The organism is Micromonospora sp. CMU55-4, assembly GCF_011602315.1.
Lineage (GTDB): Bacteria > Actinomycetota > Actinomycetes > Mycobacteriales > Micromonosporaceae > Micromonospora > Micromonospora chalcea.
In genome coordinates this window covers 210,411-236,267 of the sequence record NZ_JAAOLH010000004.1, presented here as the reverse complement: position 1 = coordinate 236,267, position 25,857 = coordinate 210,411, and the positions used below count along the sequence as shown (strand labels likewise).

The window sequence follows — 25,857 nt, the reverse complement described above, 5'->3', positions numbered from 1 at the left end:
GGCGTGGAGGCGGGCCGCCACACCGGTCAGAACGTCGCGAACCGCTGCCGCAGCAGTGCGGCGCCCTGGTCGGCGGCGATCCGGGCGCCGAGGTCCCACTCCGCGCGGTCGCGGCGCGCGACCCCACGGATCCGGTGCAGCTCCGCGACGACGACGCGCTCACCGAGCCGGTCCGCCACGGCCAGCCCTTCCTCGGCCAGCGTCGCGGCGGTCTCCGCGCGACCGGCGGTCAGGTACGCCTCGGCCATCGCGGCGCACGTGATGGTGCGGGTGGACCGCAACCCGGGACGGTAGAACCCGTCGGCGGCAGCGCGCATCGCGTCGAGCCGGCCGTGGTCGCCGGCGCGGGCGGCGGCCCACTCCAGGAAGTACGCGCCGGTCGCCGTCATGTGCGGCAGGCCGGTGGACCTCCCGATGTCCCGGCACCGCCGTCCCGCGGCGTCGGCCGCGTCGACGTCGTGTTCCTGCATCGCCAGCCAGGCCGCGTAGAGCGCCGCGTTGGCCCGGCCGTACGGGTCGTCCAGTTCCTCGGCGAGGGCCTCGGCGTCGGCGATGTCCGCCCGGGCGCCGGCCGGGTCGCCGCGCATCGACCGCACGAGTGCCCGGAAGTTGTGGCAGGCCAGCACCGGCCGCCGGCCGACCTCCCGGCGCAGCAGCGCCCGGTCGACGGTACGCAGCCGTTCGATGCCGGCGCTGAGCCGCCGCTCGGCCTCGGCCTGACGGCCGGTGAAGTAGCCGACCGCGCCGAGCAGGTACTCACCGGCCACGGCGATCAGCCCGCTGCCGTCGTCCGCGGACCGCACCAGGCGCCCGGCGAGGTCGGCGCAGATCGCGAACTCGGCCCGGTTGGCGGCCAGCTCACCCAGCGCCCAGAGCGCGTGCCGGAGGTCGGTGTCCGGCCCGACGAGCGTCAGCAGCTCCCGGGCGCGGGCGCAGACCTGGTCGACGGCGTCGCTGCCGACGCCGACGGTCATCTGCAACAGCGCCGCGCGGCGCAGCTGGACGGTCAGTTCGGTGGACGCCGCGTCGGGCGAGGTCTGCGCGGCCGGGGCCAGCCGGTGCGCGGCGCGTTCGAGGTGACCGAGCGCGTCCTCGTAGGCGACCCGCCGCGTCGCGTCGTCGGCGGCGCGCAGCGACCACCGCAGGTGGTCCTCGCCGTGTCCGAGGCCGATCGCCTGACCGTAGTGGCGGGCCAGCTCGGCCGGCGCGACACCGGCGGCCCGCTCGTACGCGCGCGCCAGCCGGGCGTGCAACGCGGCCCGGCGCGGCGGGACCAGCTCGGCGTAGGTGACCTCGGCGATCAGCGGATGGCGGAACGTGACGGTGCCCGGCCCCGCCTCGGTGACCAACGCGGCCGTGTACGCCGGGGCGAGCGCTTCGGCGACCGCCGGTGCGGTGGTGTCCAGCGCCGCCACCATCACCTGCAGGTCCAGGTCGTGTCCGGCCACGCTGAGCAGGTCGAGGCAGCGTCGGGCGGGCTCGGGCAGCCCGACGAGCCGCAGCCGTACCGTGTCCCGGATGCTCGGCGGCAGTTCCGCGTCGGCCGCCGCGTCGGTGCGGGACCGCAGCAGCTCGGTGAGGAAGAACGGGTTCCCGCCGGTGCGGGTGACGAGGCGGGCCACCACCGGCTCCGGCGGCGCCACCCCGGTCCGGCGCCGGACTAGGGTGGCGACCGAGGAGGCGTCCAGCCCGGCGAGCCGGAGCTGACCGAAGTCGCGGCCGCGCGCCAGCTCGGCGACCGTCGCCACCAGGGCCGGGTCGTTGTCGTACGGGCGGAGCGTGGCGACCACCAGCGCCCGGGACGTGGACAGCCCGGCGGAGAGATAGCGCAGCAACAGCAGCGAGTCCGGGTCGGCGGCGTGCAGGTCGTCCAGCACGACCAGCAGGCCGTGCCGCCGGGCCGCCGCGTGCACCAGGCCGGACGCCGCCTCGTACACCTGGAACCGCGCCGTGGGGTCGAGGCCGCCGCCTTCCGCGGGGCCGGGCAGCGATCCGGCGGCGAACCCGCCCAGGCGGCTCGCCGAGCCGGTGGCGCCGGCGTCCGGCATCGCCGCGAGCGCGCGTACCACCTGGTTCCACAGCCAGAACGGTGGCGCCTGCCCGACGTCGGGACAGCGACCCCAGACGACCGGCACGCCGCCGGTGGCGGCCCGGTCGCCGAGCGCCGCGGCGAGGCTGGTCTTGCCGATGCCCGCCTCCCCCACCACTGCCAGCACCCGCCCGCCGCGCCGGGTGGCCGCGTCGAGCGTCTCCCGCAGCAGCGCAAGCTCGGCGCCGCGCCCCACGAGCGGGTCCGCGTGCCGCCGCGGCGACTCCGCGGCCGGGCCCGGTTCGGGTTCGGCCGGCACCGGCGCGGGCCCGGCCGCCCGCACGACCTGCCGGCCGGCCACCGCCGAGGGTCCGGGCTGCGCCGGTACGGCCTGCTCCAGGATCAGCCGGTGCGCCGCCCGCATCTGCTCACCGGGGTCGAGGCCGTACTCGGCGGCGAGGACCCGGCGGCCCTCGTCGAAGTCCGCGAGCGCCTCGGTCTGCCGGCCGGACCGGGACAGCGCCAGCATCAACTGCGCGCGGGCCCCCTCGCGCAGCGGATTCGCCGACACGAAGCGGCGCAGTTCCGCCAGCAGCGGCGCGTGCCGGCCGGCCGCGACGGCAGCCGTCAGGCGGCCCTCCTCGGCGGTGAGCCGCAGCTCGGTCAGCCGCGCCACCTCCGGACGCACCGCGTTCAGCTCGCCGACGCCGGCGAGCGGCTCGCCCCGCCACAGTGCCAGCGCCTCGGCGTACGTCCGCTCGGCGACCGCCGGCTGCCCGGCCGCGAGCGTGTCCGCCGCCCGGTCCACCAGGCGTCCGAATCGGATCGCGTCGACGGCATCGTCCTCGACCCGCAGCTCGTACCCCCGGGGGCGGCTGCGCAGGACGCGCGCCGGCTCGCGGTGGGACCGCTCGGGCTCCACCGCCCGGCGCAGTCCGGCGACGTAGGTGCGCAGCGTCGTGTGGGCGCTGGCCGGCGGTCGCCCGTCCCACAGCGCCTCGACCAGCCAGTCGGCGGCGACGAACCGGTTCGGCCGCAGCAGGAACAGGGCCAGCAGGGCCCGCTGCTTCGGCCCGCCGAGCGGCACGCCTCGCCCGTCCCGGTCGATGCCGGGCGGACCCAGCACCCGGAACCGCACGCCATCACCCTTACGACGATGTTCACATGTCCGATGCCGAGTATGGCAGTGTGAACGCCACATCGGACATCGGCGAACCGGTTCCGGTCCGGCGCGTTCCGCGTGTCGCACGGTGAACGTGCTGGTGACGGGCCGACGCCGTGGGAGCGGTACCAGCCGGGGCCACAATTCGGGCCGTCCGGTCGCTACACTCCCCGAAAACGCCCGTAACCCCACCGGCGGGCGGCGCTGATCAGAATCGAATGGAGACGCCTGTGACCCGCGACAAGGCGGCACCCCCCGGCATCGACCTCAACGTTCCCAGCGTCGCCCGGGTCTACGACTACTTCCTGGGCGGCAAGGACAACTTCGAGGTCGACCGGAAGGTCGCCGAGCACGCGCTGCGGATCACGCCGGACGGGCCCGCCGCCGGCCAGGCCAACCGGGCGTTCCTGCGCCGGGTCATCCGGTTCCTGGTCACCGAGGCGGGCATCGACCAGTTCCTCGACCTCGGCTCGGGGCTGCCCACGCAGGGCAACGTGCACGAGGTCGCCACCGAGCACAACCCGGCCGCCCGGGTGGTCTACGTGGACAACGACCCGATCGTGCTGACCCACGGGCGGGCGCTGCTCGCCGCGGAGGGCACCGCAACGGTGATCCAGGCCGACGTCCGGGCGCCGCAGGAGATCCTCAACGACCCGGACGTCCGCCGGTTCCTCGACTTCGACCGGCCGATCGGGTTGCTGCTCTTCGCGATCCTGCACCACCTCGGCGACGACGAGGACCCGGGCGCAGTGGCGGCGGAGCTGATCGACGCGATGCCGTCCGGCAGCTACGTGGCGATCTCGCACTTCCGCGACCCCGGCGAGCGCGACCCGGAGGGCTCCCGCAAGGCGCGCGAGGTCGAGCGGGTCTTCAACGAGTCGCTGGGCACCGGCCGCTGGCGTACCGACGAGGAGATCCTCGCCTTCGCCGACGGGCTGACGGTGCTGGAGCCGGGGCTGGTGCCGCTGGCCGAGTGGCGTCCGGATCCGGGCGCGCCCGCGCCGCAGCAGACCGACACCTACCACACGTTCGTCGGGCTACTCGCCCGCAAACCGTAGGTCCGTCGCGGGCTCGCCGTCGATCGACACCGTCGCCAGCAGCGCCGGATGGTCGGTCGTCCCGCGCATGTCCACCGGCCGGTGGCAGCAGATGGTGACGTCGCCCGTCGTCACCATCTGCTGCCGGGCGCCGTCGTCGATCCGCCGGTAACCCGCCGGCACGCACGACCGCACGTCCGGCGTGCCGCCGACGCGCAGGTTGAGGTCACCGGCGAGCACTGTGGGCGCGTACCCGCCGTCGCGGCGGATCGCCGGCACCACCGCGCCGACCAGTTGGGCGCACTGGGCCAGCGCGACCTGACCGCTGGTGTTCGCCAGGTGCGTGGTGCAGGCGTGCAGCAGCCCGGCGGCCCGCAGGCAGAGCCAGACCCGCTCCTCCGGGTCGGCGAAATCCTGCGCCGGGTAGGTGCCGCGGTGCACTGTGGGCCGCGCACCGCGCGCGTCGAGACGGGTCAGCAACCCGATCCCGTACGGCTGGCCGTTGTTGCAGTAGGTGGGCGCGGCGTTGGGGCGGTCACCGGCGGCGTGGAACGCGGACACCACCGTGCCGCCGGGACGGGCGGCCCGCAGCGCGCGCTCCAGCGTCTCCACGTCGTCGCGGCAGATCTCGTTGAGCGTGACCAGGTCGGGTCGCTCGGCGGCGATCACGTCGGCGGCCTGGCGGACGGCCCGGCCGGTGTAGCAGCCGGCCCGGCCGCTGTTGCAGAGGTTCATCTGGAGCACCCGCAGCGTCCCGGACCCGGGCTCGCCGAGCGGCGCCGACCCGGCGGGCAGCCCGGCCACGACGAGCAGGCACACCAGCGCCAGCGCCCGGCGGGCACGCCGGGCGGGACGGGTGGCGGGCGGCCGGGACAGCGGGGCTCCAGCGGGTACGGGCGGCGGGTGCCGGTGATCCTATCGCCGGGACCGCTCTCGCCGCCGTCCGGCGCGACCCCGGTGGTACGCCGAACCGTGGCTACCGGCGACCCTGGTCGCAGTTCGCGCTGGTCAGCCGGACGGTGTACTCGCGGTCGTCGGACGTGATGCCGGACGGCACGCCGTCGAAGTGGGCCTCCACCTTCTTCCAGCCCCGGCGCTGCTCGTAGTGCAGGTGCGGGGCGCCGGAGTTCCCGGTGCTGCCGACCCGCCCGAGCTGATCGCCGCGGGCCACCCGCTGACCGGTCTCGACCAGCGGCGGTTCGAGCAGGTGCAGGTACTGCGTCTCCCACTTCCCGCCATGGTCGATCTTCACCCAGTAGCCGCCGCCGCGCCCCTTCGGCCCGTTCGGGTCCTGCGGGGTGCGACCGCCCAGGGAACCGTTGACCCCGGCCACGGTGACGGTGCCGGCGGCGGAGGCCAGCACCGGCCGTCCCCACGCCTCGCCCCGGGCCGGGAACAGGTCGATGTCGTAGTCGTCGTGCCCGGGATAGGTCGACAGGCGCCAGGTCTCACCGCAGGCCACCGGGAGCTGGAAGGCCGGTCGCGGGCCCGGCGGCCGCAGCAGCGGCACCACGACCACAGCGACGGCGCCCAACGCGGCGAGGACGCCGGCGACCAACGCGACGCGGGCCAGGGGGCGGCGCGGCCGACGGAGGGGACGTGGGTCGCGCGGACGCTGGGTGCTCATCGCTTCGAGCATGACACGGGCCATGCGGACGCCTGCGTGGCCGCGCGCCTACTCCCACGCCTGGGAGAGGGACTCGAAGGTCTTCGGATCGCTGTGGCACGGGATGACACACACGAGATGACCGCCCGGAGCCCGTAAGGTGATGCACTCCAGCCAGCGGCCGACCTCGACAGCACCGAGGGCGATCAGCCGGCGTGCTTCGGCCTCGACGTCGTCGGTCTCGATGTCGACGTGATATCGAGCCGGCTCGTCCACGGACTGGATCGCGAGCACCAGGCCGGGCAACGCGCCGTGCAGAGAGGTGAACTGCGGCTCGTCGGGGACTGTACGTGCCGGAACGCCGAGTGCCGTCGACCAGAAGGCGGCGGCTGCGGGCGCCTCACCGCCCGGCACGTCGATCAGGATCGTCGAGAGTCTGCTGCGATGCGCCACGACGATCATTATCCACATTCTCCCGCCGATTCGCCTGCCCGATGCGCGACCGGTCAAAGCCGGGCAGCCGGAACGAAGATGCGGGTTATTCATCGACGACTATTCGTTGATCTTGTCGAACCGGCCGGATGACCCCTGTTCAAGCCCTCGATCACCGCCCTGCGCACCGCACCGGAAGCCGGCGTGGACCCCGCGCCCGGGAGGAACCGACGCCCGAAGCGGGGTGGACTCGCGCTGCGGATCCGGCGTAGCATCCTGCCCCAGAGAGATCGCTTAGCGATTCGCCGCTGATGAATGTCGACAGCGGAACGGGGGAGGTACCGGTCTATGTGTTGCCGTCGAAATACCGTTTTCATCGGGCTGCTGTAGAAGCGCGTCTTCTGGTTCTGGTCCTGGCTTCCGAGAGCCTTCGCAAGCCTGATGGCCTGATGCCGGCTGATATCGCCGGCCCCGGATCGAAGTGCAGGCCGCGGTGCCCGGATCACCCGCTCGCATTCGGAATGGCCGAACCGCGGCCGGCGGCCGTCGTTCACCCGGGCGAACCCGCCACCGGCGTGTCGGCGCGCCGTTGCGCCAGGCCGCCGGGCAGGTCCGGCCACCCTGCGGCGAGAGCCCGGGCCCGCCTCGGCGGGCACCCACCCGCAGAGCCTCCGTACGCCGTCCGCGTCCGATCGCCCACCTCCCTCCGCACAGCGGTTCCGTACCGGCCGGAACCGGTCGGCGGTGCGCCGCCGTCCGGAGCGAGTTCGCCGACAGCTGGGGCAGCAGGTCCGCCCGATGACCTGATGCACACGGGGTACCAGACGAGAGGGGTTACGCGAACGTGGTGACAGTGGACATCTTCGGCCGCTGCCGGTCGTACACCGAGAGCAGGGAGGCTCGCGCGGCCAGGCTCTACCCGTACTTCACTCCTTTCGAGGGGCAGGACGCGACCGTCGCGCAGACCGGGGACGGCGACATCCTGATGTGCGGCTCGAACAACTACCTCGGACTCACCTCCCACCCCCAGGTGAAAGCAGCGGCGCAGGCGGCGATCGAGGCGTACGGGTCGTCGCGTACGGGCTCTCGGCTGCTCAACGGCAACACACCTCTGCACGAGGAGCTGGAGCACGAGCTGGCCGAGTTCCTCGGCATGCCGGCCGCTCTGGTGTTCCCGACCGGCTACCAGGCGAATGTCGGAGTCATCGCGTCGCTGCTGTCTCGTCACGACGAGGTCATCCTCGACCGCGAGGCGCACGCCTCGGCCTACGACGGCTGCGGCATGAGCCGGGCGAAGACCCGCCGGTTCGCCCACAACGACATGGCCGACCTGGAGCGGCAGCTGGCGGCCGGCCCCTCGGACGCCGGCCGGCTGGTCGTGGTCGACGGCGTCTACTCGATGGCCGGCGATCTGTGCCCGCTGAACGAGGTGGTCCGGCTGTGCCGGCAGTACGGCGCCCGCCTGCTCGTCGACGACGCGCACGGCATCGGCGTGCTGGCCGACGGCCGGGGCACCAGCGCCCATTTCGGCGTCACCGATCAGGTCGACCTCGTCACGGTCACCTTCAGCAAGTCGCTGGCGTCGATCGGCGGCGCGGTGCTCGGTCCGGAGGATGTCATCGAGTACCTCCGCCACCACGCGCGCAGCCTCATCTTCAGCGCATCCGCGCCGCCGGCGAACCTGGCCGCCGCCTACGCCGCGTTGCGCATCCTGCGGGCGGAACCGTGGCTGTGCCGGCAGGCGGTCGAGAACGCCTCGTACGTGCGTCGCGAGCTCACCGCCCTGGGTTACGACCCGATACCGAGTGAGACGCCGATCGTGTCGGTGCGGCTCGACGGCGTCCAGCAGACCCTGCTCGCGTGGCGCAGCCTGCTGGACCGCGGCGTGTACGTCAACGCCGTGGTCCCCCCGGCCGCCTCGCCCCGGCTGCGGGCGAGCTTCGCCACCACGCACACGTCGGAGCAGCTCAAGCGCGTCGTCGCCGTGTTCGCCGAAGTCCGCGACCTGATGCACCTGGAGGACCGATGACCGTCAGCCGGCTCGAACCCGCAGTCAGCACCCGGGACCTGCTGGTGGCCTGGGCGCGGATGTGGCGGCTCCACTTCGTGCCCTTCTCGCTGTCGGCCGGTCTGGTCGGCATGACGGCGCCGCCGGTCGGGGCCAGCGCCGCGAGCATCGTGATCGGGCTGCTGTTCTGCACCCTCGGATACGGCGTCGGCGTGGTGATGAACGACTGGTTCGACCGCAAGGCCGACGCCGTCAACGCGCCGGACCGCCCCTTCGTCACCGGGCTGATAAACCCCCACGTCGGGCTGGGGCTGACGCTCGCGCTGTCCACCGCGCTGATGCTGGTGGCTGTCGTGGTCGCACCGACGCTGGCCCTGTGGAGCGTCATCGCGATCGGCGGTCACCTGGTCTACTCCTGGACCAAGCGCATCCCCATGCTGGGCAACCTCGTCAACGGCGTCGACATGGCGCTGTTCACGGTGCTCGGCGCCGTGGCCGTCCGACCCGACGCGGGATGGCTCGACATCCCGGCGGTGACCTGGTTCCAGACGGCGCTCGTCGCGGTCGCGTTCAGTGGCTTCTGCCTCGTGGGGTACTTCAAGGACATCGAAGGCGACCGGGTCGCGGGCTACCGGACGCTGCCGGTGGCCATCGGGACCAGGGCCTCCAGCCGGATCGCCGTGGTGTTCCCGGTCGTGGCGGTGGTGGCCGCGGGCGCGGCGGCCGTGGCGGGCGCCGATCGCGCGGGCGCCTATGCCGAGGTCGTCTTCTGGGCGCTGCTCGTCGCGTCCGGGCTCGGGTTCACGCAGAGTCTCGTGACGCTCATCAGGGCGCCGGAGACCCGCGCGTACGAGGCGCTGGTCTGGTTCATCAGGGCGACCACGCTGTTCTTCCTGTCGCTCGGCGCGCTGCACCGGCCGACGCTCTTCCTCGTCGTCGCCGTTCCGATGATGGCCTATCTGGAGCTGACGTTGCGCGCGACCCAGTCTTCCCGGCAGGCATGACATGACCTCCACCGCCTGGAACCGGCTGTCCCTGAACGCGGCCGAGGGCAGCCTGATCACCGCGATACGCGAGTGCATGGTCCGGTCGCCCCGGCAGCTCAACAACGCCTTCGAGGCCGACGCCGAACTCCTCGATCTGGGCGCCGGCGGGCTCCTGGCACTGACCGTCGACACGTTGAACGACGGCGCCGAGCTGGCCACCGCCACCACGCCGTACGCGAAGGGATGGTTGACCACCACCGTCAGCGTGAGTGACCTCGCCGCGGTGGCCGCCGACCCGGTCGCCGTGCTCGTCTCCTGCTCGCTGCGCCGGGACAGATGGACTCTCGAGGACGCCCGCGAGTTCGGGCGCGGCGCGTCCGAGGCCGCCGAACGCTACGGCTGCCACGTCGTTGGAGGTGACACGAACTGGGCCAACGAGGAGAGCTTCACCTCGTGTGCCCTGGGTACGCTGCGCCGCGGTTCCGTCCTGAGCCGGCTCGGCGCCCGGCCCGGTGACGCGCTCTACGTGACCGGTCCGGTCGGAGCCGGCAACGCGGTCGGATTCCGCACCCTGGCGCTGGGCGGCACGGCGGCGGGCGATCCGTGGCTGCCCGAGGCGCGGGTGGCCGCGGGCGATCCACTGCGCCGGTACGCCCGGGCGTGCATCGACACCAGCGACGGCCTGTTGAGCGCGGCGGTCAGCCTGGCCGAGCTCAATGGCCTGGGGGTCGAGGTGGTGCTGCACGACGAGGTGTACGCGCCGATCGCCTCCGCCGTCGCGGAGGCGGCCCGCCTGCCCCGGTGGTGCTCGGCTGCCGCGGAGTGGGGCGAATTCGAGCTGCTGTACGCGATCGATCCGGCCGACGCGGAGCGATGCTCCCGGGCGATGTCGGAGCGCGGCCTCCAGCCCGCGCACGTGGGACAGTTCGTCGCCGGCCCGGAACTGCTGCTGATCGACGAGTCAGGCCAGCGCCGGGACCTGCGCACCCTGCTGCCGCGCATGCGGGCGCTCGACCCGGCCGGGTCGTTGCTCGCCGACCTGCGTGCACTGCTGACGGGCGGCTCGTGATGGGGTCCCGTGTCGCGCTGGTGACGGGTGTCACCGGCTGCGTCGGCCGCGCGGTCGCGGCCGCGCTCGCGGAGAACGGCTGGTCGGTACGAGGGCTGGTGCGGACGCCCGCACCGGACCACGCGACGTACGCGGCGCACCTCGGTGACCTGACCGATCCGGAGTCGCTGCGTGGCTCCTGCGCGGGCGTCGACCTCGTGGTGCACGCGGCCGCCGATCTGACCGACTGGCGGCCCGGCCCTCGCATCTGGCAGGTGAACCGGGACGGCACCCGGGCGGTGCTGGACGAGGCGCGACGCTGCGGCGTCTCCCGGTTCGTCTACCTGAGCACCGTCGACGTCTTCGGTTTCGACGCCGCGAAGGTCATCGACGAGGCGTCACCGCGGCGGGTGCCGCGATACCCGTACCCGCTGTCGAAAGCTGCCGGGGAAGACGTGGCGTGGTCGTACCACGGAAACGGCCTGGACGTCACTGTGGTGTACCCCGCCTGGGTCTTCGGACCCGGTGACCGCAATTTCCTGCCCGAGCTCGTGCGCGGACTGCGAGACGGCAAGCTCGTCCAGTTCGACCGCGGCGCGCCCCCGATCGAGTTGACGTACAGCGCGAACCTGGCCGACGCGATCGTGCTGGCCGGCACCGCACCCGGGTGCGCGGGTGGGCGGTTCATCGTCGGCGACTCGTACGGCCTGACCCTGGCGCGGCTGTTCGCCGCGGTGGCCGAGCGGATCGGGGCAAGGCCACCGACCTCGTCGGTCCCGTTCGGCGCGGCGCTGGCCGTGGGCGCGCTGTCCGAACTGGCCGGGCTCGCCGGCATCGGCACCGGGTCGGGCCGGCCGTTGCTCACCCGTTACGCGGTCCGGTCCGTCGCCGGAGGAATGCGGTACGACGTCGGCCGGATCCGGTCGATCGGCTATTCACCACGGGTCGGCTTCGCGGAGGCGCTGAGCCACTCCCTGGCGGACCTGACGAAGGAGCAGGCACATGGCGGCCGGTGAGCGCGGCCCGGCCGTCTGCATCGTCAACCCCGCTTCCGGGGTCCAGCGCGGGCGCACGATCGAGCAGCGGATCGCCACCGAGCTACCCGAGGCGGACTGCTGGTTCACCCGCCACCCCGGGCACGGCATCGCGCTCGGGCGACAGGCGGTGGAGGACGGGTACGGCACGGTGGTGGCGGTCGGTGGTGACGGCACACTGTCCGAGGTCGCCAACGGGGTGCTGGTGGCGGGCGGGGAGAAGGTGCGGCTGGCGTACGTGCCGGCCGGCACCTGCAACGACTTCGCCCGCGGCCTGCGGCCGGTCGCCGACCTCGGCGGTCTGCTCGACCGCGCCCGCGACCGGGAGACCGATGTCGGCGAGGTGACCTTCACCCGGCCCGACGGCACCCGGGGCCACAGGTACTTCCTCGTCAGCTGCACGGTCGGGCTGATCAGCGTGATCGGCCAGCGGTTCACCGAGAAGACACCGGCCAACCGGGTCCTCAAGCGGCTCAACCTCCAACTCGCCGAGACGGCGTCCAGCATCCGGACGCTGGCCCGCTGGCGGCCCGTCGCGGTGCGGCTGGAACTCGACGGCGAACCGTCGCACCAGATCATCACCAATCTGGCCGTGCTCAAGGTGCCGTACTTCGCCGGCGGGCTGACCTTCGGCCGCGCCGAGCCGCCGCGGGCGGGTTACCTGGACGCGGTGCGGGTGGCCGGCGTGGGCCGGGCCGGCGTGGCCGGGCTGATGTGGCGGGTGTTCCGCGGCGCCGCCGCGGGACACCCGGCGATCCACCGGCAGGAGGTGCGCACCGTGCGTGTCGACGCGGACAGTCCGCTGCCGGTGGAGGTGGACGGCGAGATCGTCGGACGTACCCCGGCCGAGTTTTCGATACATCAGTCGCGTCTGACGACTGTGGTATGAGCCCAGCGAGGGAGCGAGACATGCCTGCCCCGAACACGTTCCACATCGGACTGGTGGTCCCCGACTACACCGGTCAGCTCAGCCCGATGGCGACGCTCGGCAGGGAACTGCTCCGACGCGGCCACCGGGTCACCCTGGTCTCCCTGCCGGACGCCGGGACGAGGTCGTTCACGGCCGGGTTCGCCTTCGCACCGATCGGCGAGCGTGAGTTTCCGGTCGGCACACTGGCCCGCTTCTCCGAGGAACAGGGCCGGCTGACCGGTCTGGCCGCGATCCGTTTCATCGTCCGCGGTTACGTACGGGAGGTCGAGGTCCTCCTGCGGGACCTACCGGGGCTGGTGCAGCGGCACGGCATTGACGCGCTGCTGGTGGACCAGGTCTACGGCGCGGGCAACTCCGTCGCGGAACACCTCGACCTTCCGGTCGTGAACGTCTGCAACGCGCTGGCGCTGAACACCGAGCCGGGTGTACCGCCGTTCATGACGGCGTGGCCGTACCATCCCTCACTGCTCGCGCGCGTGCGCAACATGCTGGGCGACCAGGTGATCGCCTGGGTCATCCGGCCGGTGGTGCAACGGATCAACGAACGTCGCGCCGCATGGGGCCTGCCGCCGGTCAAGGGAGTCAACGACGGCTCGGACCTCGCCCAGATCACCCAGCAGCCGCCGTTCTTCGACTTCCCGCGCACCCGGTTGCCGGACACGTTCCACTACACCGGGCCGTTCCATGACGAGGACAGCACCGAGCCGGTGTCCTTCCCGTGGGAGAAGCTCGACGGTCGCCCGTTGATCTACGCGTCGATGGGCACCCTCCAGAACCGCCTCCCGCACATATTCCGGGCGATCGCCCAGGCGTGCTCCGGACTCGACGCGCAACTGGTCGTCTCCCTCGGCAGCACGGATGTCGAGCCGCCGGCCGACCTGGCCGGCAACCCGATCGTGGTGCGGTACGCACCACAGCTCGACCTGCTGGCGCGGGCGTCCCTCGTCATCACGCACGCCGGAATCAACACCACGCTGGAGTCCCTCGCCCACGGCGTGCCGATGGTCGCGCTACCCGTGGGCAACGACCAGCCGGGCGTGGCGGCCCGGCTCAAGTACCTCGGCGCGGGCGAGTTCATCCCGGTGCACAAGGTGACTCCGGGGCGGCTTCGTGCGGCCGTCGACAGGGTGAGCGGCGACCCCGCCTACCGGGCGAAGGCCCAGCACTACAAGCGCAGGATCGCGGAGTTGGACGGCGTACGGCGCGCGGCCGACATCGCGGAGCAGGCGTTCCGGACGCGCCGGCCGGTACGCCGACAGGAGTTGTCCGACACCACGGAGGGTGGCCGCCGATGACACAGCAGGCGGGCCGCATGGCCCGGCAGTTGCCGACGCTCAACGGGTTGCGGGGGATCGCGGCCGTGACGGTCTTCTTCTCCCACACGACGTTGTTCGGCTTCTTCGCCGACGACCGGATCGACGACTGGTGGTTCGCCGTCCTCAGCCGGACCGGCTCTGCCGCCCTCGGCTTCTTCTTCATCCTCAGCGGCTTCGTCCTGACCTGGTCGGCTCCGGAGCACGAGCCGAAGCGCCAGTTCTGGCGCCGCCGGGCCGCCCGGATCCTGCCGAACCATCTGGTCGTGTGCGCCGTGGTCGTCGTTCTCATGGTCCTGATCCGGGGCGGCGCGCCGCTGTGGCCGACGCTGGCGAACATCACGCTGGTGCAGAGCTGGATTCCGGACGAGTTCATCTTCAACGGAATCAATCCGCCGAGCTGGTCGCTGAGCTGTGAGATCTTCTTCTATGCGTCGTTCCCGTGGCTGCTCGCCGGTTTCCGGCGGCTCTCCGCCGTCTGGCTCTGGTGGATCGCCGGTGGCATCGTCGCCGCGATGCTCGTCGCCCCCGTCGTCTCCACGGCGTTCCTTCCCGCCGAGCCGACGTACACCTATGCGGATGCGGCATTTCCGCAGTTCTGGTTCGTGCAACAGTTTCCGCTGATCCGGATGCTGGACTTCCTCCTCGGGATCGTCATCGCCCGGCTCGTCATGCAGGGCCTGTGGTTCCGGCTGAGCCTGCCCGCCGCCGCACTTGTCACGCTGGCCTTCTACGGCGTCTCCGAGGTCGTGCCGCTGCTCTACTCGGTCGTCGCGGCGATGGTCGTCCCGCTCGCGCTGCTGGTGGCCGCCGCAGCCCGGGCCGACGTCGAGGGGCACCGCTCACCACTGCGCGGGCCGGTCGCCGGCTGGCTGGGCGACACGTCCTTCGCCTTCTATCTCATCCACATCCTGGTGCTGTACGGCGCCGGCAACATGTCCCCGGAGGGCTTCGGTGTCGCCGCTGCGCTGGCCGTCATGGTCGGCGCGTACCTGGTGACGCTCGGCCTCGCGTCGCTGTTGCACGTCAGCGTGGAACGGCCGATGATGCGCCGGTTCGCCAGGCCCCGCAGGCGTGCCGCCGATCCCCGGCCCGCCGCGGTGACTGGCGCTCCACCAGCCGTCGAGGCGGTGCCCGCCGCGAAGGGCGAAGGGTCGCGGGTCACGTAGCGACCGACCCTCACCGGAGCCGGACGCGCCCTGGCTGACCCCGTCGGATCAGTCAGGGCGCCGGTTCACCGGACGGTCAGCGTGGCCCGGACCGCGCCGGCCGGACGCAGAGTGACCATCGGTACGAGCTCCAGCCTCTCGTCGCGCGTGTCGACGCGATAGCGGGCGAGCAACGCGCTCAGCAGTACGGTCATCTCCAGCAGCGCGAAGTGTTCCCCGATGCAGCTACGCGGCCCGCCACCGAAGGGGAAATACGCATAGCGCGGCCGCTCCTGCCGGCCGAGGAACCGGTCGGGCTCGAAACGCTCGGGGTCGGGCCAGAACTCCGGGTGCCGGTGCGTGACCCAGGGAGCGAGTACCACCTTGGTGTTGGCGGGAATCCGGTGACCGGAGACGACGACGTCCGTCTCGGACATCCGCTCCATGCTGTACACGGGCGGGTACAGCCGCATGCCTTCCAGGACCGCGGCCCGCACCAGTTCCCCGTCGCCCGTGGCGGCCTCGGCCGCGACCCGCTCCTGCACGTCGGGATGGCGGCCCAGCAGGTGCATGGTGAAGGCCAGCCCGGCCGAGGTCGTCTCGTGGCCGGCGAGCAGGAACACCAGGACCTGGTCCCGGATCTCCTCGATGGACAGCGCCTGCCCGGTCTCCGGATCCTCGGCCGCGAACAACCGGCTGAGCAGATCCTCCTTACCCTCCCCGACCGCCCGGCCCTGTCGATCGGCGATGATGCGGTCGACGATTTCGTACTGACTCGCGCGTACCTGCCCGATCCGGCGTGCCCGCGGCGTCGGCCAGCTCAGCGGCAGCTTGACCACCTGCAGGGCGCGCGCCAGCGCGAGGTCGCCCAGAATCGGCATGAGCTCCTGCAGACGGGGTACGACCTCGTCGATGTCGTCGCCGAACAGCGCCCGGCCGACGACACGCATGGTGTAGCGCTGCATCACCTGGTAGAGGTCCACGACGGATCCCGTGGTGAGCGCCATGTCGTCGGCGACGCGGGCTGCCTCCTCGGTCATCAGCTCGGTGTAGCGGGCCACCCGGCGCGGCGTGAACAGCGGTTGCAGCGTCCGCCGCTGTCGCAGCCACCGGTCTCCGTCGCTGGTCAGCAGGCCCTCTCCGATGAACTCGCGGAGGATCTCGTACGCGCTCGCGCGGCGGCTGAACACCTGCGGCGTGGTGAGGACCTGGTGGATGCCGTCGGGGTGGTGCACGTTCACCACGTCCATGCTGACGGCGCGCGGCCCCTGGGGCAGTCCGACGTGGTACGCCACCACGTCGCCATACGTGTGGAAGCCGTCCAGAATCGTGCCCAGCAGGTCGCGGCGCAGCGCCGGCAGCATGCCGAGGAGCGGATGCCCGGCCGGACCCGGCACGACGGCGGCCTTTGACAATTGCGTCGTCACGATGATCCCCCGTTCGATCGATCGACGTACGTCGACCATGTTTCCACGTGCCGCGCCGAGACGTCGACCGACCGGGTGCGCAACGCGACGCGGCCGGGCGCGGACGCCGGGGACGGCGCACACACCCGGCCGCGATCAGGCCGGCCACTAGTCACCAGGAGCGGTACGAGGCCCAGTCGAAGTCCGCGTATCCGCCTTCGGCGCCCAGGTCCTGTACCCACAGGCCGACGAACGCGCCGGTGAAGCCCCAGCCCTCCGGCTCACCGTCCACGAGCGTCGCCGCGTACTCGTCGGACAGGATGGTGGCGTCCAGTTCCGCCGGCAGCCCGATCCAGTGCGCCGCGCCGGCTGGTTGATAGGCGAACGTGACACGGGGACCGTCGAAGGTGACCCGCAGCGTGATCTCCCCCGCTTCCGGCAGTTCGACGCGGCACGCGTCGTGCATGGCCCGCCGGCCGTTGTCGGACGACATCACCTCGAGTACCGGCCGCCCGTCGTCGTCGGCGGTCACGTAGGCGAAGTGCCAGTTGCGGGTGTTGTAGTAGGCGGTGACGCCGGCGAGCTGGCGGTAGTTGGCCGGCTCGAAGCGCATATGCGCGGTCAGCTCGCACTGCTGCGCGGTCACACGGCGCGCGACCAGGCTCGGACGCTGGCGGCCGACCGGCGACTGCCCGCCCTGGATCCGCAGGTACGACGGACGCGACGTGAGGTCCACCCAGTCCGCAGTGGCGGGGCGGCGCAGCGTCGACCACTCCGGGCCGAGCACCGGCCCGGTGAAGTCGTCCCGGTCCTCCGTCGGATCCTCTGCCGGCTCGGCTTCGCCTGGCACCGGCACCGTCACCGCCGGTACCCCGCCCTCGATGCGCGGCCACTCCCCCTCCGGCCACTGCACGGCCTGGATCGCGGTCTCCCGGCCGAGCACGCACCGGCCGAGTGGGGTGTACGGCCGGGCGGTCAGGTGCGCCAGGTACCAACGCCCGTCCGGCGTGGACACGAGACTGCCGTGGCCGGCCTTCTGCAGCTCCAGCTCGGGACGACCGTGCGAGGTGAGCATCGGGCCGGCCGGATCGACCTCGTACGGCCCGAACAGGCTACGCGAGCGGGCCACTGTCACCTGGTGCGTCCAGGACGTGCCACCCTCCGCGGTCACCAGGTAGTACCAGCCGTCCTTCTGGTACAGGTGCGGCCCTTCGGTGACGCCGACCGTGGTGCCGTGGAAGATGACCCGTTCGGCGCCGACGAGGCGACGGGCCTCACGGTCGTACTGCTGGATCTGAATGCCGGCGAACCGGTCGCGGCCGGGCCGCCAGTCCGCGGTCATCGACAGCATCCAGGTCGTGCCGTCCTCGTCGTGGAACAACGCCGCGTCGAACCCGCGCCCGTGCAGCACCACCGGATCCGACCAGGGCCCGGCCAGGTCGGACGCGGTCACCAGGTAGTTCTGGGGATCCCAGTACCCGCTGGCGAAGCTGGCGACGTCGGCGTAGAGGAGATGGAATTCGCCATCCACATAGGACAGATCGGGCGCCCAGACGCCACAGGAGTCACCCGCTCCGGTGAGGTCGAGAAGACGCCGCTCGGTGAGGACGCCGCCGAGCGGGCGCCAGTGCACCAGGTCGGTCGAGTGGTGCAGGCGGACACCCGGGTACCACTCGAAGGTCGACGTCGCGATGTAGTAATCGGTGCCGACGCGCAAGATCGACGGGTCGGGGTTGAAGCCGGGAAGAACCGGATTTCGGATCAGACGGCCGCGCACCTCGCCGCCGTGGGGCCCGGCTGTTTCGGGGCTCTTTGTTGCGGTCGTCATGTCGCTTCTCCGTAGCGGTAGCTTGTCGAAAGTTTCGGCGAACTTCGATCGCCCGACCGGCACAGACTATCCGTTGAAGCGTTCTAGTGACAATGTCGACGACCAGTACATCTGTGTTCTGTTAGCGCTTTCTGTTTCCGGAACTTCTTCCGATAGTTCATCCCGTCACCCCCTCGGCGGCCCCGCAATGAGAGCCCGGCCCGGCCCTGCTTCCGGCGGCTGGGCCGGCCCGAGAAAGCCCGGGCCGGCCCAGCCGGTGACGTGGTGGCGCCAGGCGGCGCGCGATCAGACGCTGATCCGGCCGGCGCCGGCGCCCGCCGTCACGACGGACTTCACGTCGCAGGCGGCGTCCATCGTGTACGGGTACGGGATGCCGGCGACGCTGCCGCCGGCCTGCCCGGCCCCCGAGTTGACGAAGCAGTTGTTGCGTGCGACCAGGGATCCGGGGCCGGAGGAGCCCTCGCCCCGGTGGTAGGGGTCGGCGGTGTTCTCGAAGTAGTTGCCCTCCACGAGCACCCCGGCGTTCATCGTCGACGCCACGCCGTAGCCGCCGACGTTGCTGTAGAGGTTGTTGTAGACGTGGACCGGGTTGCCGAAGCGCACCCGCGGGTGGCGCTGGTTGGAGCCGTCGAACCAGTTGTGGTGGTAGGTGACCCGGAGGTGCCCGACGTCCTGGCTGCCGTTGTCGTCGCTGTGGCCCAGCAGCATCGACTTGTCGTGACCGTAGACGCGGTTCCAGGACACGGTGACGAAGTCGGAGCCGCGCTTGATGTCGACAGCGCCGTCGTACCCGTTGGTGAAGCTGTTGTGGTCGATCCAGATGTTGGTGGCCGACTGCTCGACGTTTATGGCGTCATCGTTCCAGTTGCGGAAGTTCAGGTTGCGGACGATGACGTTGCGGTCGCCGCTGACGGTGAATCCGCAGCCGGAGATCGTCGCGCCGGCGTTGCCGAGGATCGTCTTGTTGGAGCGGACCCGCAGCATGCCGGAGCAGGAGATGGTGCCGGAGACCCGGATCACCGCGGCGCTGGACGACCCGAGCGCGCTGGACAGGGCGGACGCGCTGGTCACCGTCGTGACGGCGGCGTTGCCGCCGCCGGTGGTGCCGCCGTTCTGGGTGGCCCAGCCGACCAGCCCTGTCTGGGGCGTGCCGGGGCTGCCAGCGCCGATCGGCACCAGTTGCCACTGCTGGTTCCACCCGTTGAGGTCGGTGTACTGGCTGATCCGGGCGCCGTCGGCGGTCGACCGCTCCCAGACCTCCAGGGCCTTGCTGGAGTGCCTGTTGATCAGGCGGACGTAGCCGCTGTCCGAGTCGAGGACCCGGAACTGCTGGTTCGTGCCGTTGAGGTCGGGCCACTGCCGGTACTCGGCGCCGTCGGCGGTGTTCCACTCCCACAGGTCGATCACCTTGCCGCTGTGGCGGGCTCGCAGGCGGTAGTAGCCGCTGCCGGAGGAGACGAACTGGAACTGCTGCCACGCGCCGTCGTTGCGGGACCACTGCTGGATCACCGCGCCGTCGGCGGTCGAGGTGTCCCGGACGTCGAGGACCTTGCCGCTGTTTCGGTTGACCAGCACGTAGTACGCGCCTGTGTCGATGGTCGCGGCCTGGGCCGAGGGCGATGCGACGACCGCGCCGACGGTGCCGACGACGAGGGCGCCGGCGGCGGCGACCACTGACCGCCAGCGGTGCCGCCGGCGCCTTTCGGTGGTGGTGAGAGCCGTTGTCACGGGGACTCCTCCGGTGGACGGTGGTGGTGGGTGGGTGGTGCGGGGGTGCGCCTGCGGCGCTCAACACCAGGTCAGCGTCGAGTTGACCCGCGTGACGTTGCTGATCGTGTTGTTCGCTCCGCCGCAGGGACTCTGGGTGATGTTGGTGTTGGTGACGGTGAGGTTCTGGAAGCGGATGCCCGAGGAGATCGGGAACTCGGTCCGGGAGGCGATGCGCACCTCGCCGCCGCCGGTCACCGTGCCGGACACTCCGGCGATCGTGACGTTGTAGCAGTTCTCCACGAGGATCGAGTTGTTGCCGGTGTTGGAGATCGTCACCCGGTCGACGACCGCGCCGCCGGACTCCGACACGCAGAAGATCCCCCGGCCGCCACCGGACGCGATCACGGTGCCGACCCGGATGTTCGTCGGGTACGAGCTGCCGATCCGGCCGTTGCGGTTGGCCATCCGGAACGCCGCGTAGCCGGTTCCGGTGCCGGCGCCCTGCGCGTCGACGGTGCCCACTGTGGCGTTGATCGTGTCGTTGAGCAGCAGACCGGAGTATCCGGTGTTGCGCGCGGTGACGGTGCCGATCGTCAGGCCGTCGACGCCGTACGTCTCGACGCCGTGCGCGCCGGTCCCCGACACGTACACGGTGTCGATGCGCACGTTGCGCACCTTGACCGCCCGGTCGCCACCGTGGTTGTCGATCCGCACGCCCAGGCCGCCGGACAGCCGCATGTCGATCTGCCCGAGCGTCAGGTTGTTCACGTTGCGCATGAAGATCCCGTACAGCGGAGCACCGGTGAGCGTCAGATTCTGCACCTCGACGTCGGTGGTGCCGCGGGAGTAGACCGGCGCGTAGTCGCCCGACCCCGAGCCGGTCACGTTGATCGTGCCGCAGACCGCCAGCGTCGTGTACGACGGCAGCGACAACCGCGAGCCCGCGCTCATCGAGCCGGAGCCGCGCACCACCACCCGCTGCTTCGCGGTCCGTCCCGGCGTCAGCGAGTTCACCGCCGCCTGCATCGCGGCGAGCATGTCCGAGCCGGTGTACACGGTCGACGATCCGTTGCGGGCCGTCCAGGTTCCACCGTTCAACACGGCCTCGGCCTGGTACGTGCCGCTGCCGCACCCGGTGGCCGGTGGCGGCGTGGTGGGCGTGCCGGTACCGATCGGGACCAGTTGCCACTGCTGGTTGGCGCCGTTGAGGTCGGTGTACTGGCTGATCCGGGCGCCGTCGGCGGTCGATCGCTCCCAGACCTCCAGGGCCTTGCTGGAGTGCCTGTTGATCAGGCGGATGTAGCCGCTGTCCGAGTCGAGGACCTGGAACTGCTGGTTCGTGCCGTTGAGGTCGGGCCACTGCCGGTACTCGGCGCCGTCGGCGGTGTTCCATTCCCACAGGTCGACGACCTTGCCGCTGTTGCGGTTGACCAGCACGTACCAGGCGCTGGTGTCGATGGTGGCGGCCTGCGCCGGCGGCGCGGCCACCGCCGCCACGCCGATCGCGCCGGCCACCGCCGCCACCAGGGCCAGCACCAGGCCGGCCCGCCGGGGCCGTCGGGCACCGGGCGGCGACGTCACTGCGGGGTTGAGCATCGTGGACCTCCAAAGGGGGTACGCCGGTTTGCGGGCGCCTACTCCAGGTGGAAGGTGGCAGTGGCCCGGTCGGCGCTGGTGTCCACCGCTTCGAGCTGGAGCAGTCCGTCGCGGTGGCGGACGTACCGGCCGCTGTAGTTCTGCGACTCCAGCGAGAGCGCCTCGGGCGCGGCCAGGCCGGGACGGCGCTGGAAGCTCGCGTCGTTGTCGAACAGGGCGGAGCCGTCGTCGCGTTCGACGTAGAGGGCGAACGCGCGGTGCCTCAGGTAGTAGCCGGGGAAGTTCGTGGACTCCAGCGACACCGATCCGCCGCCGGCGAGGCCGGGGACGATGCGGAACTGCGAGTCGGCCAGCTTCGTCACGTTCGGCTCGACGCGGGCGCGGTAGTCGTAGTGCCGGACGTAGCTCGTCGTCAGGTCGTGTGACCGCAGCCGGACCGGGGTGGCCCCGTCGGGCACGGGGATGCCGAAGTTCGGGGTGCCGTCGGCGTTCCAGTACAGCTTCTGGATCCGGGTCCGCCGGTTCGGGTCGTTGAGCGGGTCGCCGCTGATGTCCCGGTAGTTGCGGTCGTGGTAGACCAGGATGTCGCTCTGCCCGTCCTCGGAGACGGTGAAGGAGTTGTGTCCGGGGCCGTACTGGCCGGTGGCGGCGCTGCTGGCGAACACCGGGGTCGGGCTCTTGCTCCAGGCGGCGGCGTCGAGCAGGTTCGCGCCGGCGGACGCGGTCAGCATGCCGAGGCAGTAGTTGGCGTCGGTGGCGCTCGCCGAGTAGGTGAGGAACACCCGGCCGTTGCGCTGGATCACCGTCGGGCCCTCGGCCACCCGGTAACCCCGGGTCTCCCAGTCGTACGTCGGCACCACCAGCCGGGTCACCGTGCCGGTGATCTGCCACGGGTTGGCGCCCATCCGGGCGAGGTAGACGTTGGAGTTGGTGGAGATGCCGGGTTCCTGCTGGGCCCAGGTCAGGTACCGCACCCCGTTCACGACGAACGTGGAGGCGTCCAGGCTGAACGTGTCCCACGGCGTGGTGATCCGGCCGCGTTCGGTCCACGAGCCGGACAGCGGGTTCGCGCTCGCGTTCTCCAGCACGTACATCCGGATCCGCCACACGTCGTCGGTGCGTCCGGCGGCGAAGTAGACGTACCACTTGCCGTTTATGAAGTGGATCTCCGGCGCCCAGATGTGGGCGCCCATCTCTCCGCTGGTGTGCCGGCGCCAGATCGTCGTCTCCGCGGCGCCGGCCAGTCCCTGGAGGGTGGTGGCCCGCCGGAGCACGATCCGGTCGTACTCGGGCACCGTCGCGGTCATGTAGTAGTAGCCGTCGCTGTGCTTGACGATGTGCGGATCGGCACGCTGGTTGACCAGCGGGTTGGTGTGGTTCACCGCCGGTGCGGCCTGCGCGGGTCCGGCCGGCGGCAGGCCGGCGGTCACGGCGATCGCCGCGAGCGCCGCGGCCAGCATCGGCCGCCGGCGACGGCGTGCGGGCGCCGCGCCGGCCCGGTGGGCCGTGCGGAGCAGGTGTCGAAGCGGCATGTGCCCTCCCAGGTGGGCCAGGTATCGGGGCTGGTCCCGGGTCAGTAGACGTAGGGCCAGGCGTCGGCGTCGTAGCCGATGCGGTTGACGCCGAGCAGCGACGCGCCGTTGTCGGCGTAGTAGTGGTAGAAGAGGACGTCGCCGTCGGTGTCAGCGAGGACCGCCTGGTGGCCGGGCCCGTGCACGCTGCCGTGCGAGGCGAGGATCTGGGTACCGCCTCCGGCGAGCATGTCCCGGCCGGCGCGGTCCAGGAACGGCCCGGTCGGGCTCGCCGAACGGCCGACCATGATCCGGTACGTGCTGGCGGCGCCCTGGCAGCATCTGTCGAACGAGACGTACAGGTAGTACCAGGCGCCGCGCTTGACCAGGACCGGCGCCTCGATGCCGGGGCCGTAGTTCGCGAGACCGTACATGGCGGTGCCGAGCCGGCGTCCGGTGGCCGGGTCGATCGGGATCATCTTGATGCCGGACCAGAACGAGCCGAAGGTGAGCCACCAGCGGCCCTGGTCGTCGACGGTGAGGTTCGGGTCGATGGCGTTGAAGTCGTCGGTGGTCCGCGACTCGACGACCAGCCCCTCGTTGGTCCAGCTCCCGGAGGCTCCGGTGGCGCTGGTGGCCAGGAAGATCGCCGAGCGGTTGGAGCCGAAGGTCGACGCCGAGTAGTACAGGTGATAGCGCCCGTTGCGGTACGACAGGTCGGGCGCCCAGAGGTTGCGCGCGCCACCCGTGTACGTGGTGGTCCACGGCGCGCCACCGGGGAAGACGGTGCCCGCGTTGCGGAAGGCCACCCGGTCGGTGGAGGTCTTCAACGCGATGTCGTCACCGGTGTGCGCGACGAGGTAGGTGCCGTCGGGTCGTCTGACCACCGTCGGGTCGTGCACGCCGATGTCGCCGGTGACCCGGCCGGGCTGCGGATACGCCGGCGCCGGAGTGGTGGGTGCCGGGGTGGTCGGCGTCCCGCCGCCCAGGCGGATCAGCTGCCACTGCTGGTTGCCGCCGTCCAGGTCGGAGTAGCCGGCCAGCCGGCCGCCGTCGGCGGTCGACCAGCCCCACACGTCGATCACCTTGTTCCACTGGCGGTTCACGAACCGCACGAACCCGCCCGCGGAGTCCTGCAACCGGAACTGCTGCGTGGCCGACGACCTGTCGGTGGACTGCACCAGCTGGGTGCCGTCGCTGCCGCTCGGCAGTTCCAGCACCTTCCCGCTGTGCCGCGACCGCACCTTGTAGAAGCCGCCACCGGCGTCCACGAACTGCCACTGCTGCACCGCGAGGTCGTTGCGCGTCCACTGGTTCACCGGCGCGTTCTCCGCCGTCGACCAGTCGTACAGGTCCATCGCCTTGCCGCTGTGCCGGTTCACGAACACGTACGACGCGGTCGTGTCCACCGTCGCCGCCGACGCGGGCGGCACCCCGGCCAGCGCCCCCGCGCCGAGTGCCAGGGTCGCCGAGACCACCACCGCAACCGTCCGCGTCGTCTGAGCGGTCCGTGCCACCGAAACCTCCCGCGCTTGGTCGCTTCCGCTCCCGAGATCACGAGACGGGGCGAGCGATCATGGCAGCGGCGTTACGTCCGGGTTACCAGTCATGTTTTCGATAACATAGACGGCTGTCAAGGTAATCGAGGGGTCGAAGCTTCCCGAAGGCTTTTCTGTGGCCGGATGGCGACACATGCCGGGACACTGCCTCGGCATTGGTTAGCGTTAACAGACCTGGCGGATCGGCCCGGGTGGCACCGGGTCTCCGGCGGTCACCGAGGCTCGGACGGGCCCCTGTCGCTCGCGTCCACCATGGTGACGGGGGTGCCCAGCTCCACCGTGCGGGACACGGTGCAGAGCCGGTCGTGTGACTGCCGCAGAGATCGGGGCAGCGCCTCGCGGGCCCGGTCACCGTCCGCGCCGGCCGGAAACGCCACCGCGAAGGTGACGGTGAGGTTCTCCATCCGGTTGCCGGCCTCCGGGTCGCGGATCTTGTCACCGCTCACCGTGACGGCGAACCGGGTCGGTTCGGCGCGCCGGCTGGTCACCAGGTCGACGTCGACGGCGGTGCAGCCGCCGAGCGCCGCCAGCAGCAGTTCCACGGGCGTGAAGGTCGCGTCCTCCCCCGTACCCATCGACAGCTCGCCGCCACGGGCGTTGCGCACGACGTACCTGCCCACGCTGGTGCGCTCGATCTCCACCGACCGGAGCGTGTCCTCACTCATGCGACGAACCTACCGAAAGCGCTCCGCGAACGTGCGGTAGACCGGTGTGCCCGGCAGCCCGTCGCGCACGGCGAACACCACGAGGTCGAACCGGTCGACCACCCGGAGCGCGTCGGCGAACGCGCCGGCCACCACGGCCGGGTCGTTGCGGAACACCCCGCACCCCCACGCGCCCAGCACCACTGTCCGATGCCCGTGCGCGGCCGCCACCTCCAGCACCCGCCGGGCCCGCCGGCCCAGCACCGCCGGCACGTCCGGCGCGCGCTCCGGCTGGTTGCGCACGATCGCGCCCAGGTTCGGCGCCGCCGCGGTCAGGAAGGACGTCGTGTACGGCCGGTCGAGCAGGTTCCCCTTGTCGTCACGGAACACCGGCACGCCCGGGGAGTAGACGACGCGGTCGCTGTAGCGCAGATCCCGTTGCCCCCGGTGGAAGGCATAGAAGTCCGGGGCGGCGAGCAGACAGGGATACAGCGCCGACGAGCGGGCGATGCTCTCCTCCTGCGCCTTCGCCCCGCCCAGGAACCCGCCACCCGGGTTCTTCGCCGACGCGAACACCAGACACGCCGCGCCGGGTCCGAGCCGGCGGGCCGCCTGCAACGTCGACTCGTACGTCACCTCGACGGTGTCGGCGCCGGGCTTCGCGCCGTCGAGGTGGAGGACCTCGTCCGGCAGGTGCTCACGGGTGCCGTCGACCGCGGCGCGTACCGCCGCTTCGATCGTAATGTCCTCGCCGGCGTTGTTGCGGTAGCGCCCCGACTCGGCGATCGCGACCGTCTGCCGGGCGATCTCGCGGAGACGGCTGCTCATCCGGAACGCCCGTCGATGTCGTGCATGATCGGCAATCTAGG

Annotated in this window: 20 protein-coding genes; 8 read left to right on the top strand and 12 right to left on the bottom strand. The window is 71.7% G+C overall.

The features are described 5' to 3' along the window. Positions 1 to 26: 26 nt before the first annotated feature. The gene (locus HA073_RS09500; RefSeq protein ID WP_166456178.1) at positions 27 to 3,167 is read right to left on the bottom strand and encodes a BTAD domain-containing putative transcriptional regulator; all 3,141 of its coding nucleotides are present in this window, start codon (positions 3,165 to 3,167) and stop codon (positions 27 to 29) included. 254 nt (positions 3,168 to 3,421) lie between these two features. Between HA073_RS09500 and HA073_RS09495 the strand changes: the two genes are divergently transcribed. Continuing rightward, complete coding sequence (locus HA073_RS09495) at positions 3,422 to 4,249, top strand: SAM-dependent methyltransferase (RefSeq protein WP_043322995.1); 828 nt, start codon at positions 3,422 to 3,424, stop codon at positions 4,247 to 4,249. Here HA073_RS09495 and HA073_RS09490 read toward each other — a convergent pair. From HA073_RS09490 to HA073_RS09480, 3 genes are all read right to left on the bottom strand, one after another. Continuing rightward, on the bottom strand, positions 4,229 to 5,047 hold the full coding sequence (locus tag HA073_RS09490) for an endonuclease/exonuclease/phosphatase family protein (protein WP_309228003.1): 819 nt from the start codon (positions 5,045 to 5,047) through the stop codon (positions 4,229 to 4,231). The genes HA073_RS09495 and HA073_RS09490 overlap by 21 nt on opposite strands. Before the next feature lie 157 nt (positions 5,048 to 5,204). Beyond that, positions 5,205 to 5,855 (bottom strand): M23 family metallopeptidase, encoded by a 651-nt coding sequence (locus tag HA073_RS09485; RefSeq protein ID WP_166456177.1) that lies wholly within the window; start codon positions 5,853 to 5,855, stop codon positions 5,205 to 5,207. Positions 5,856 to 5,903: 48 nt separating this feature from the next. Beyond that, positions 5,904 to 6,296 carry a VOC family protein gene (locus HA073_RS09480; RefSeq protein ID WP_043329945.1) on the bottom strand — a complete coding sequence of 131 codons (393 nt, stop codon included), beginning with the start codon at positions 6,294 to 6,296 and terminating at the stop codon, positions 5,904 to 5,906. A gap of 814 nt (positions 6,297 to 7,110) precedes the next feature. On the opposite strand from HA073_RS09480, the gene HA073_RS09475 reads away from it, so the two are divergent. Genes HA073_RS09475 through HA073_RS09445 form a run of 7 tightly spaced genes read left to right on the top strand, consistent with a single transcriptional unit; the run spans position 7,111 to position 14,755 of the window. After that, the gene (locus tag HA073_RS09475; RefSeq protein ID WP_205796674.1) at positions 7,111 to 8,295 is read left to right on the top strand and encodes an aminotransferase class I/II-fold pyridoxal phosphate-dependent enzyme; all 1,185 of its coding nucleotides are present in this window, start codon (positions 7,111 to 7,113) and stop codon (positions 8,293 to 8,295) included. Next, positions 8,292 to 9,278, top strand: coding sequence for a UbiA family prenyltransferase (locus HA073_RS09470; protein ID WP_069088339.1), 987 nt, complete (start codon positions 8,292 to 8,294; stop codon positions 9,276 to 9,278). Before HA073_RS09475 ends, HA073_RS09470 begins: the two co-directional genes overlap by 4 nt. Before the next feature lies 1 nt (position 9,279). Further along, on the top strand, positions 9,280 to 10,329 hold the full coding sequence (locus HA073_RS09465) for a thiamine-monophosphate kinase (protein WP_069088338.1): 1,050 nt from the start codon (positions 9,280 to 9,282) through the stop codon (positions 10,327 to 10,329). After that, entirely contained in the window at positions 10,329 to 11,324 is a 996-nt protein-coding gene (locus tag HA073_RS09460; protein ID WP_166456176.1) for an NAD(P)-dependent oxidoreductase, read from the top strand. The genes HA073_RS09465 and HA073_RS09460 overlap by 1 nt, the downstream gene beginning before the upstream one ends. After that, a complete protein-coding gene (locus HA073_RS09455; protein ID WP_043322980.1) occupies positions 11,311 to 12,231 on the top strand; it encodes a diacylglycerol kinase family protein in 921 nt (306 codons plus the stop codon). Before HA073_RS09460 ends, HA073_RS09455 begins: the two co-directional genes overlap by 14 nt. Before the next feature lie 20 nt (positions 12,232 to 12,251). Continuing rightward, entirely contained in the window at positions 12,252 to 13,568 is a 1,317-nt protein-coding gene (locus HA073_RS09450; RefSeq protein WP_104112261.1) for a glycosyltransferase, read from the top strand. Continuing rightward, on the top strand, positions 13,565 to 14,755 hold the full coding sequence (locus HA073_RS09445) for an acyltransferase (RefSeq protein WP_166456175.1): 1,191 nt from the start codon (positions 13,565 to 13,567) through the stop codon (positions 14,753 to 14,755). Before HA073_RS09450 ends, HA073_RS09445 begins: the two co-directional genes overlap by 4 nt. A 65-nt stretch (positions 14,756 to 14,820) precedes the next feature. Here HA073_RS09445 and HA073_RS09440 read toward each other — a convergent pair whose 3' ends face one another. From HA073_RS09440 to HA073_RS09405, 8 genes are all read right to left on the bottom strand, one after another. Next, positions 14,821 to 16,161 carry a cytochrome P450 gene (locus HA073_RS09440; RefSeq protein WP_158629871.1) on the bottom strand — a complete coding sequence of 447 codons (1,341 nt, stop codon included), beginning with the start codon at positions 16,159 to 16,161 and terminating at the stop codon, positions 14,821 to 14,823. A gap of 151 nt (positions 16,162 to 16,312) precedes the next feature. Beyond that, positions 16,313 to 17,968 carry a glycoside hydrolase family 43 protein gene (locus HA073_RS09435; RefSeq protein WP_187692950.1) on the bottom strand — a complete coding sequence of 552 codons (1,656 nt, stop codon included), beginning with the start codon at positions 17,966 to 17,968 and terminating at the stop codon, positions 16,313 to 16,315. A 285-nt stretch (positions 17,969 to 18,253) separates the two neighbouring features. Continuing rightward, positions 18,254 to 19,696: an RICIN domain-containing protein gene (locus tag HA073_RS09430; RefSeq protein WP_043322973.1), complete on the bottom strand. Its 1,443-nt coding sequence runs from the start codon at positions 19,694 to 19,696 to the stop codon at positions 18,254 to 18,256. A gap of 60 nt (positions 19,697 to 19,756) precedes the next feature. Next, complete coding sequence (locus tag HA073_RS09425; protein WP_166456174.1) at positions 19,757 to 21,274, bottom strand: RICIN domain-containing protein; 1,518 nt, start codon at positions 21,272 to 21,274, stop codon at positions 19,757 to 19,759. Between the two features lie 38 nt (positions 21,275 to 21,312). After that, complete coding sequence (locus HA073_RS09420; RefSeq protein WP_166456173.1) at positions 21,313 to 22,806, bottom strand: family 43 glycosylhydrolase; 1,494 nt, start codon at positions 22,804 to 22,806, stop codon at positions 21,313 to 21,315. Between the two features lie 41 nt (positions 22,807 to 22,847). Further along, complete coding sequence (locus tag HA073_RS09415; RefSeq protein WP_166456172.1) at positions 22,848 to 24,302, bottom strand: family 43 glycosylhydrolase; 1,455 nt, start codon at positions 24,300 to 24,302, stop codon at positions 22,848 to 22,850. 254 nt (positions 24,303 to 24,556) lie between these two features. Then, entirely contained in the window at positions 24,557 to 25,009 is a 453-nt protein-coding gene (locus HA073_RS09410) for an OsmC family protein (protein ID WP_166456171.1), read from the bottom strand. A 9-nt stretch (positions 25,010 to 25,018) separates the two neighbouring features. Further along, the gene (locus HA073_RS09405) at positions 25,019 to 25,816 is read right to left on the bottom strand and encodes a TIGR02452 family protein (protein WP_069088332.1); all 798 of its coding nucleotides are present in this window, start codon (positions 25,814 to 25,816) and stop codon (positions 25,019 to 25,021) included. Between the last annotated feature and the right edge of the window lie 41 nt (positions 25,817 to 25,857).

What these genes read in the sequence shown, in the direction of transcription:
- HA073_RS09485 (WP_166456177.1), bottom strand. Translation starts at nt 5,855, where the DNA reads ATGAGCACCCAGCGTCCGCGCGACCCACGTCCCCTCCGTCGGCCGCGC.
- HA073_RS09480 (WP_043329945.1), bottom strand. Translation starts at nt 6,296, where the DNA reads ATGATCGTCGTGGCGCATCGCAGCAGACTCTCGACGATCCTGATCGAC.
- HA073_RS09470 (WP_069088339.1), top strand. Translation starts at nt 8,292, where the DNA reads ATGACCGTCAGCCGGCTCGAACCCGCAGTCAGCACCCGGGACCTGCTG.
- HA073_RS09465 (WP_069088338.1), top strand. Translation starts at nt 9,280, where the DNA reads ATGACCTCCACCGCCTGGAACCGGCTGTCCCTGAACGCGGCCGAGGGC.
- HA073_RS09460 (WP_166456176.1), top strand. Translation starts at nt 10,329, where the DNA reads ATGGGGTCCCGTGTCGCGCTGGTGACGGGTGTCACCGGCTGCGTCGGC.
- HA073_RS09455 (WP_043322980.1), top strand. Translation starts at nt 11,311, where the DNA reads ATGGCGGCCGGTGAGCGCGGCCCGGCCGTCTGCATCGTCAACCCCGCT.
- HA073_RS09450 (WP_104112261.1), top strand. Translation starts at nt 12,252, where the DNA reads ATGCCTGCCCCGAACACGTTCCACATCGGACTGGTGGTCCCCGACTAC.
- HA073_RS09445 (WP_166456175.1), top strand. Translation starts at nt 13,565, where the DNA reads ATGACACAGCAGGCGGGCCGCATGGCCCGGCAGTTGCCGACGCTCAAC.
- HA073_RS09435 (WP_187692950.1), bottom strand. Translation starts at nt 17,968, where the DNA reads ATGACGACCGCAACAAAGAGCCCCGAAACAGCCGGGCCCCACGGCGGC.
- HA073_RS09425 (WP_166456174.1), bottom strand. Translation starts at nt 21,274, where the DNA reads ATGCTCAACCCCGCAGTGACGTCGCCGCCCGGTGCCCGACGGCCCCGG.
- HA073_RS09420 (WP_166456173.1), bottom strand. Translation starts at nt 22,806, where the DNA reads ATGCCGCTTCGACACCTGCTCCGCACGGCCCACCGGGCCGGCGCGGCG.
- HA073_RS09410 (WP_166456171.1), bottom strand. Translation starts at nt 25,009, where the DNA reads ATGAGTGAGGACACGCTCCGGTCGGTGGAGATCGAGCGCACCAGCGTG.
- HA073_RS09405 (WP_069088332.1), bottom strand. Translation starts at nt 25,816, where the DNA reads ATGAGCAGCCGTCTCCGCGAGATCGCCCGGCAGACGGTCGCGATCGCC.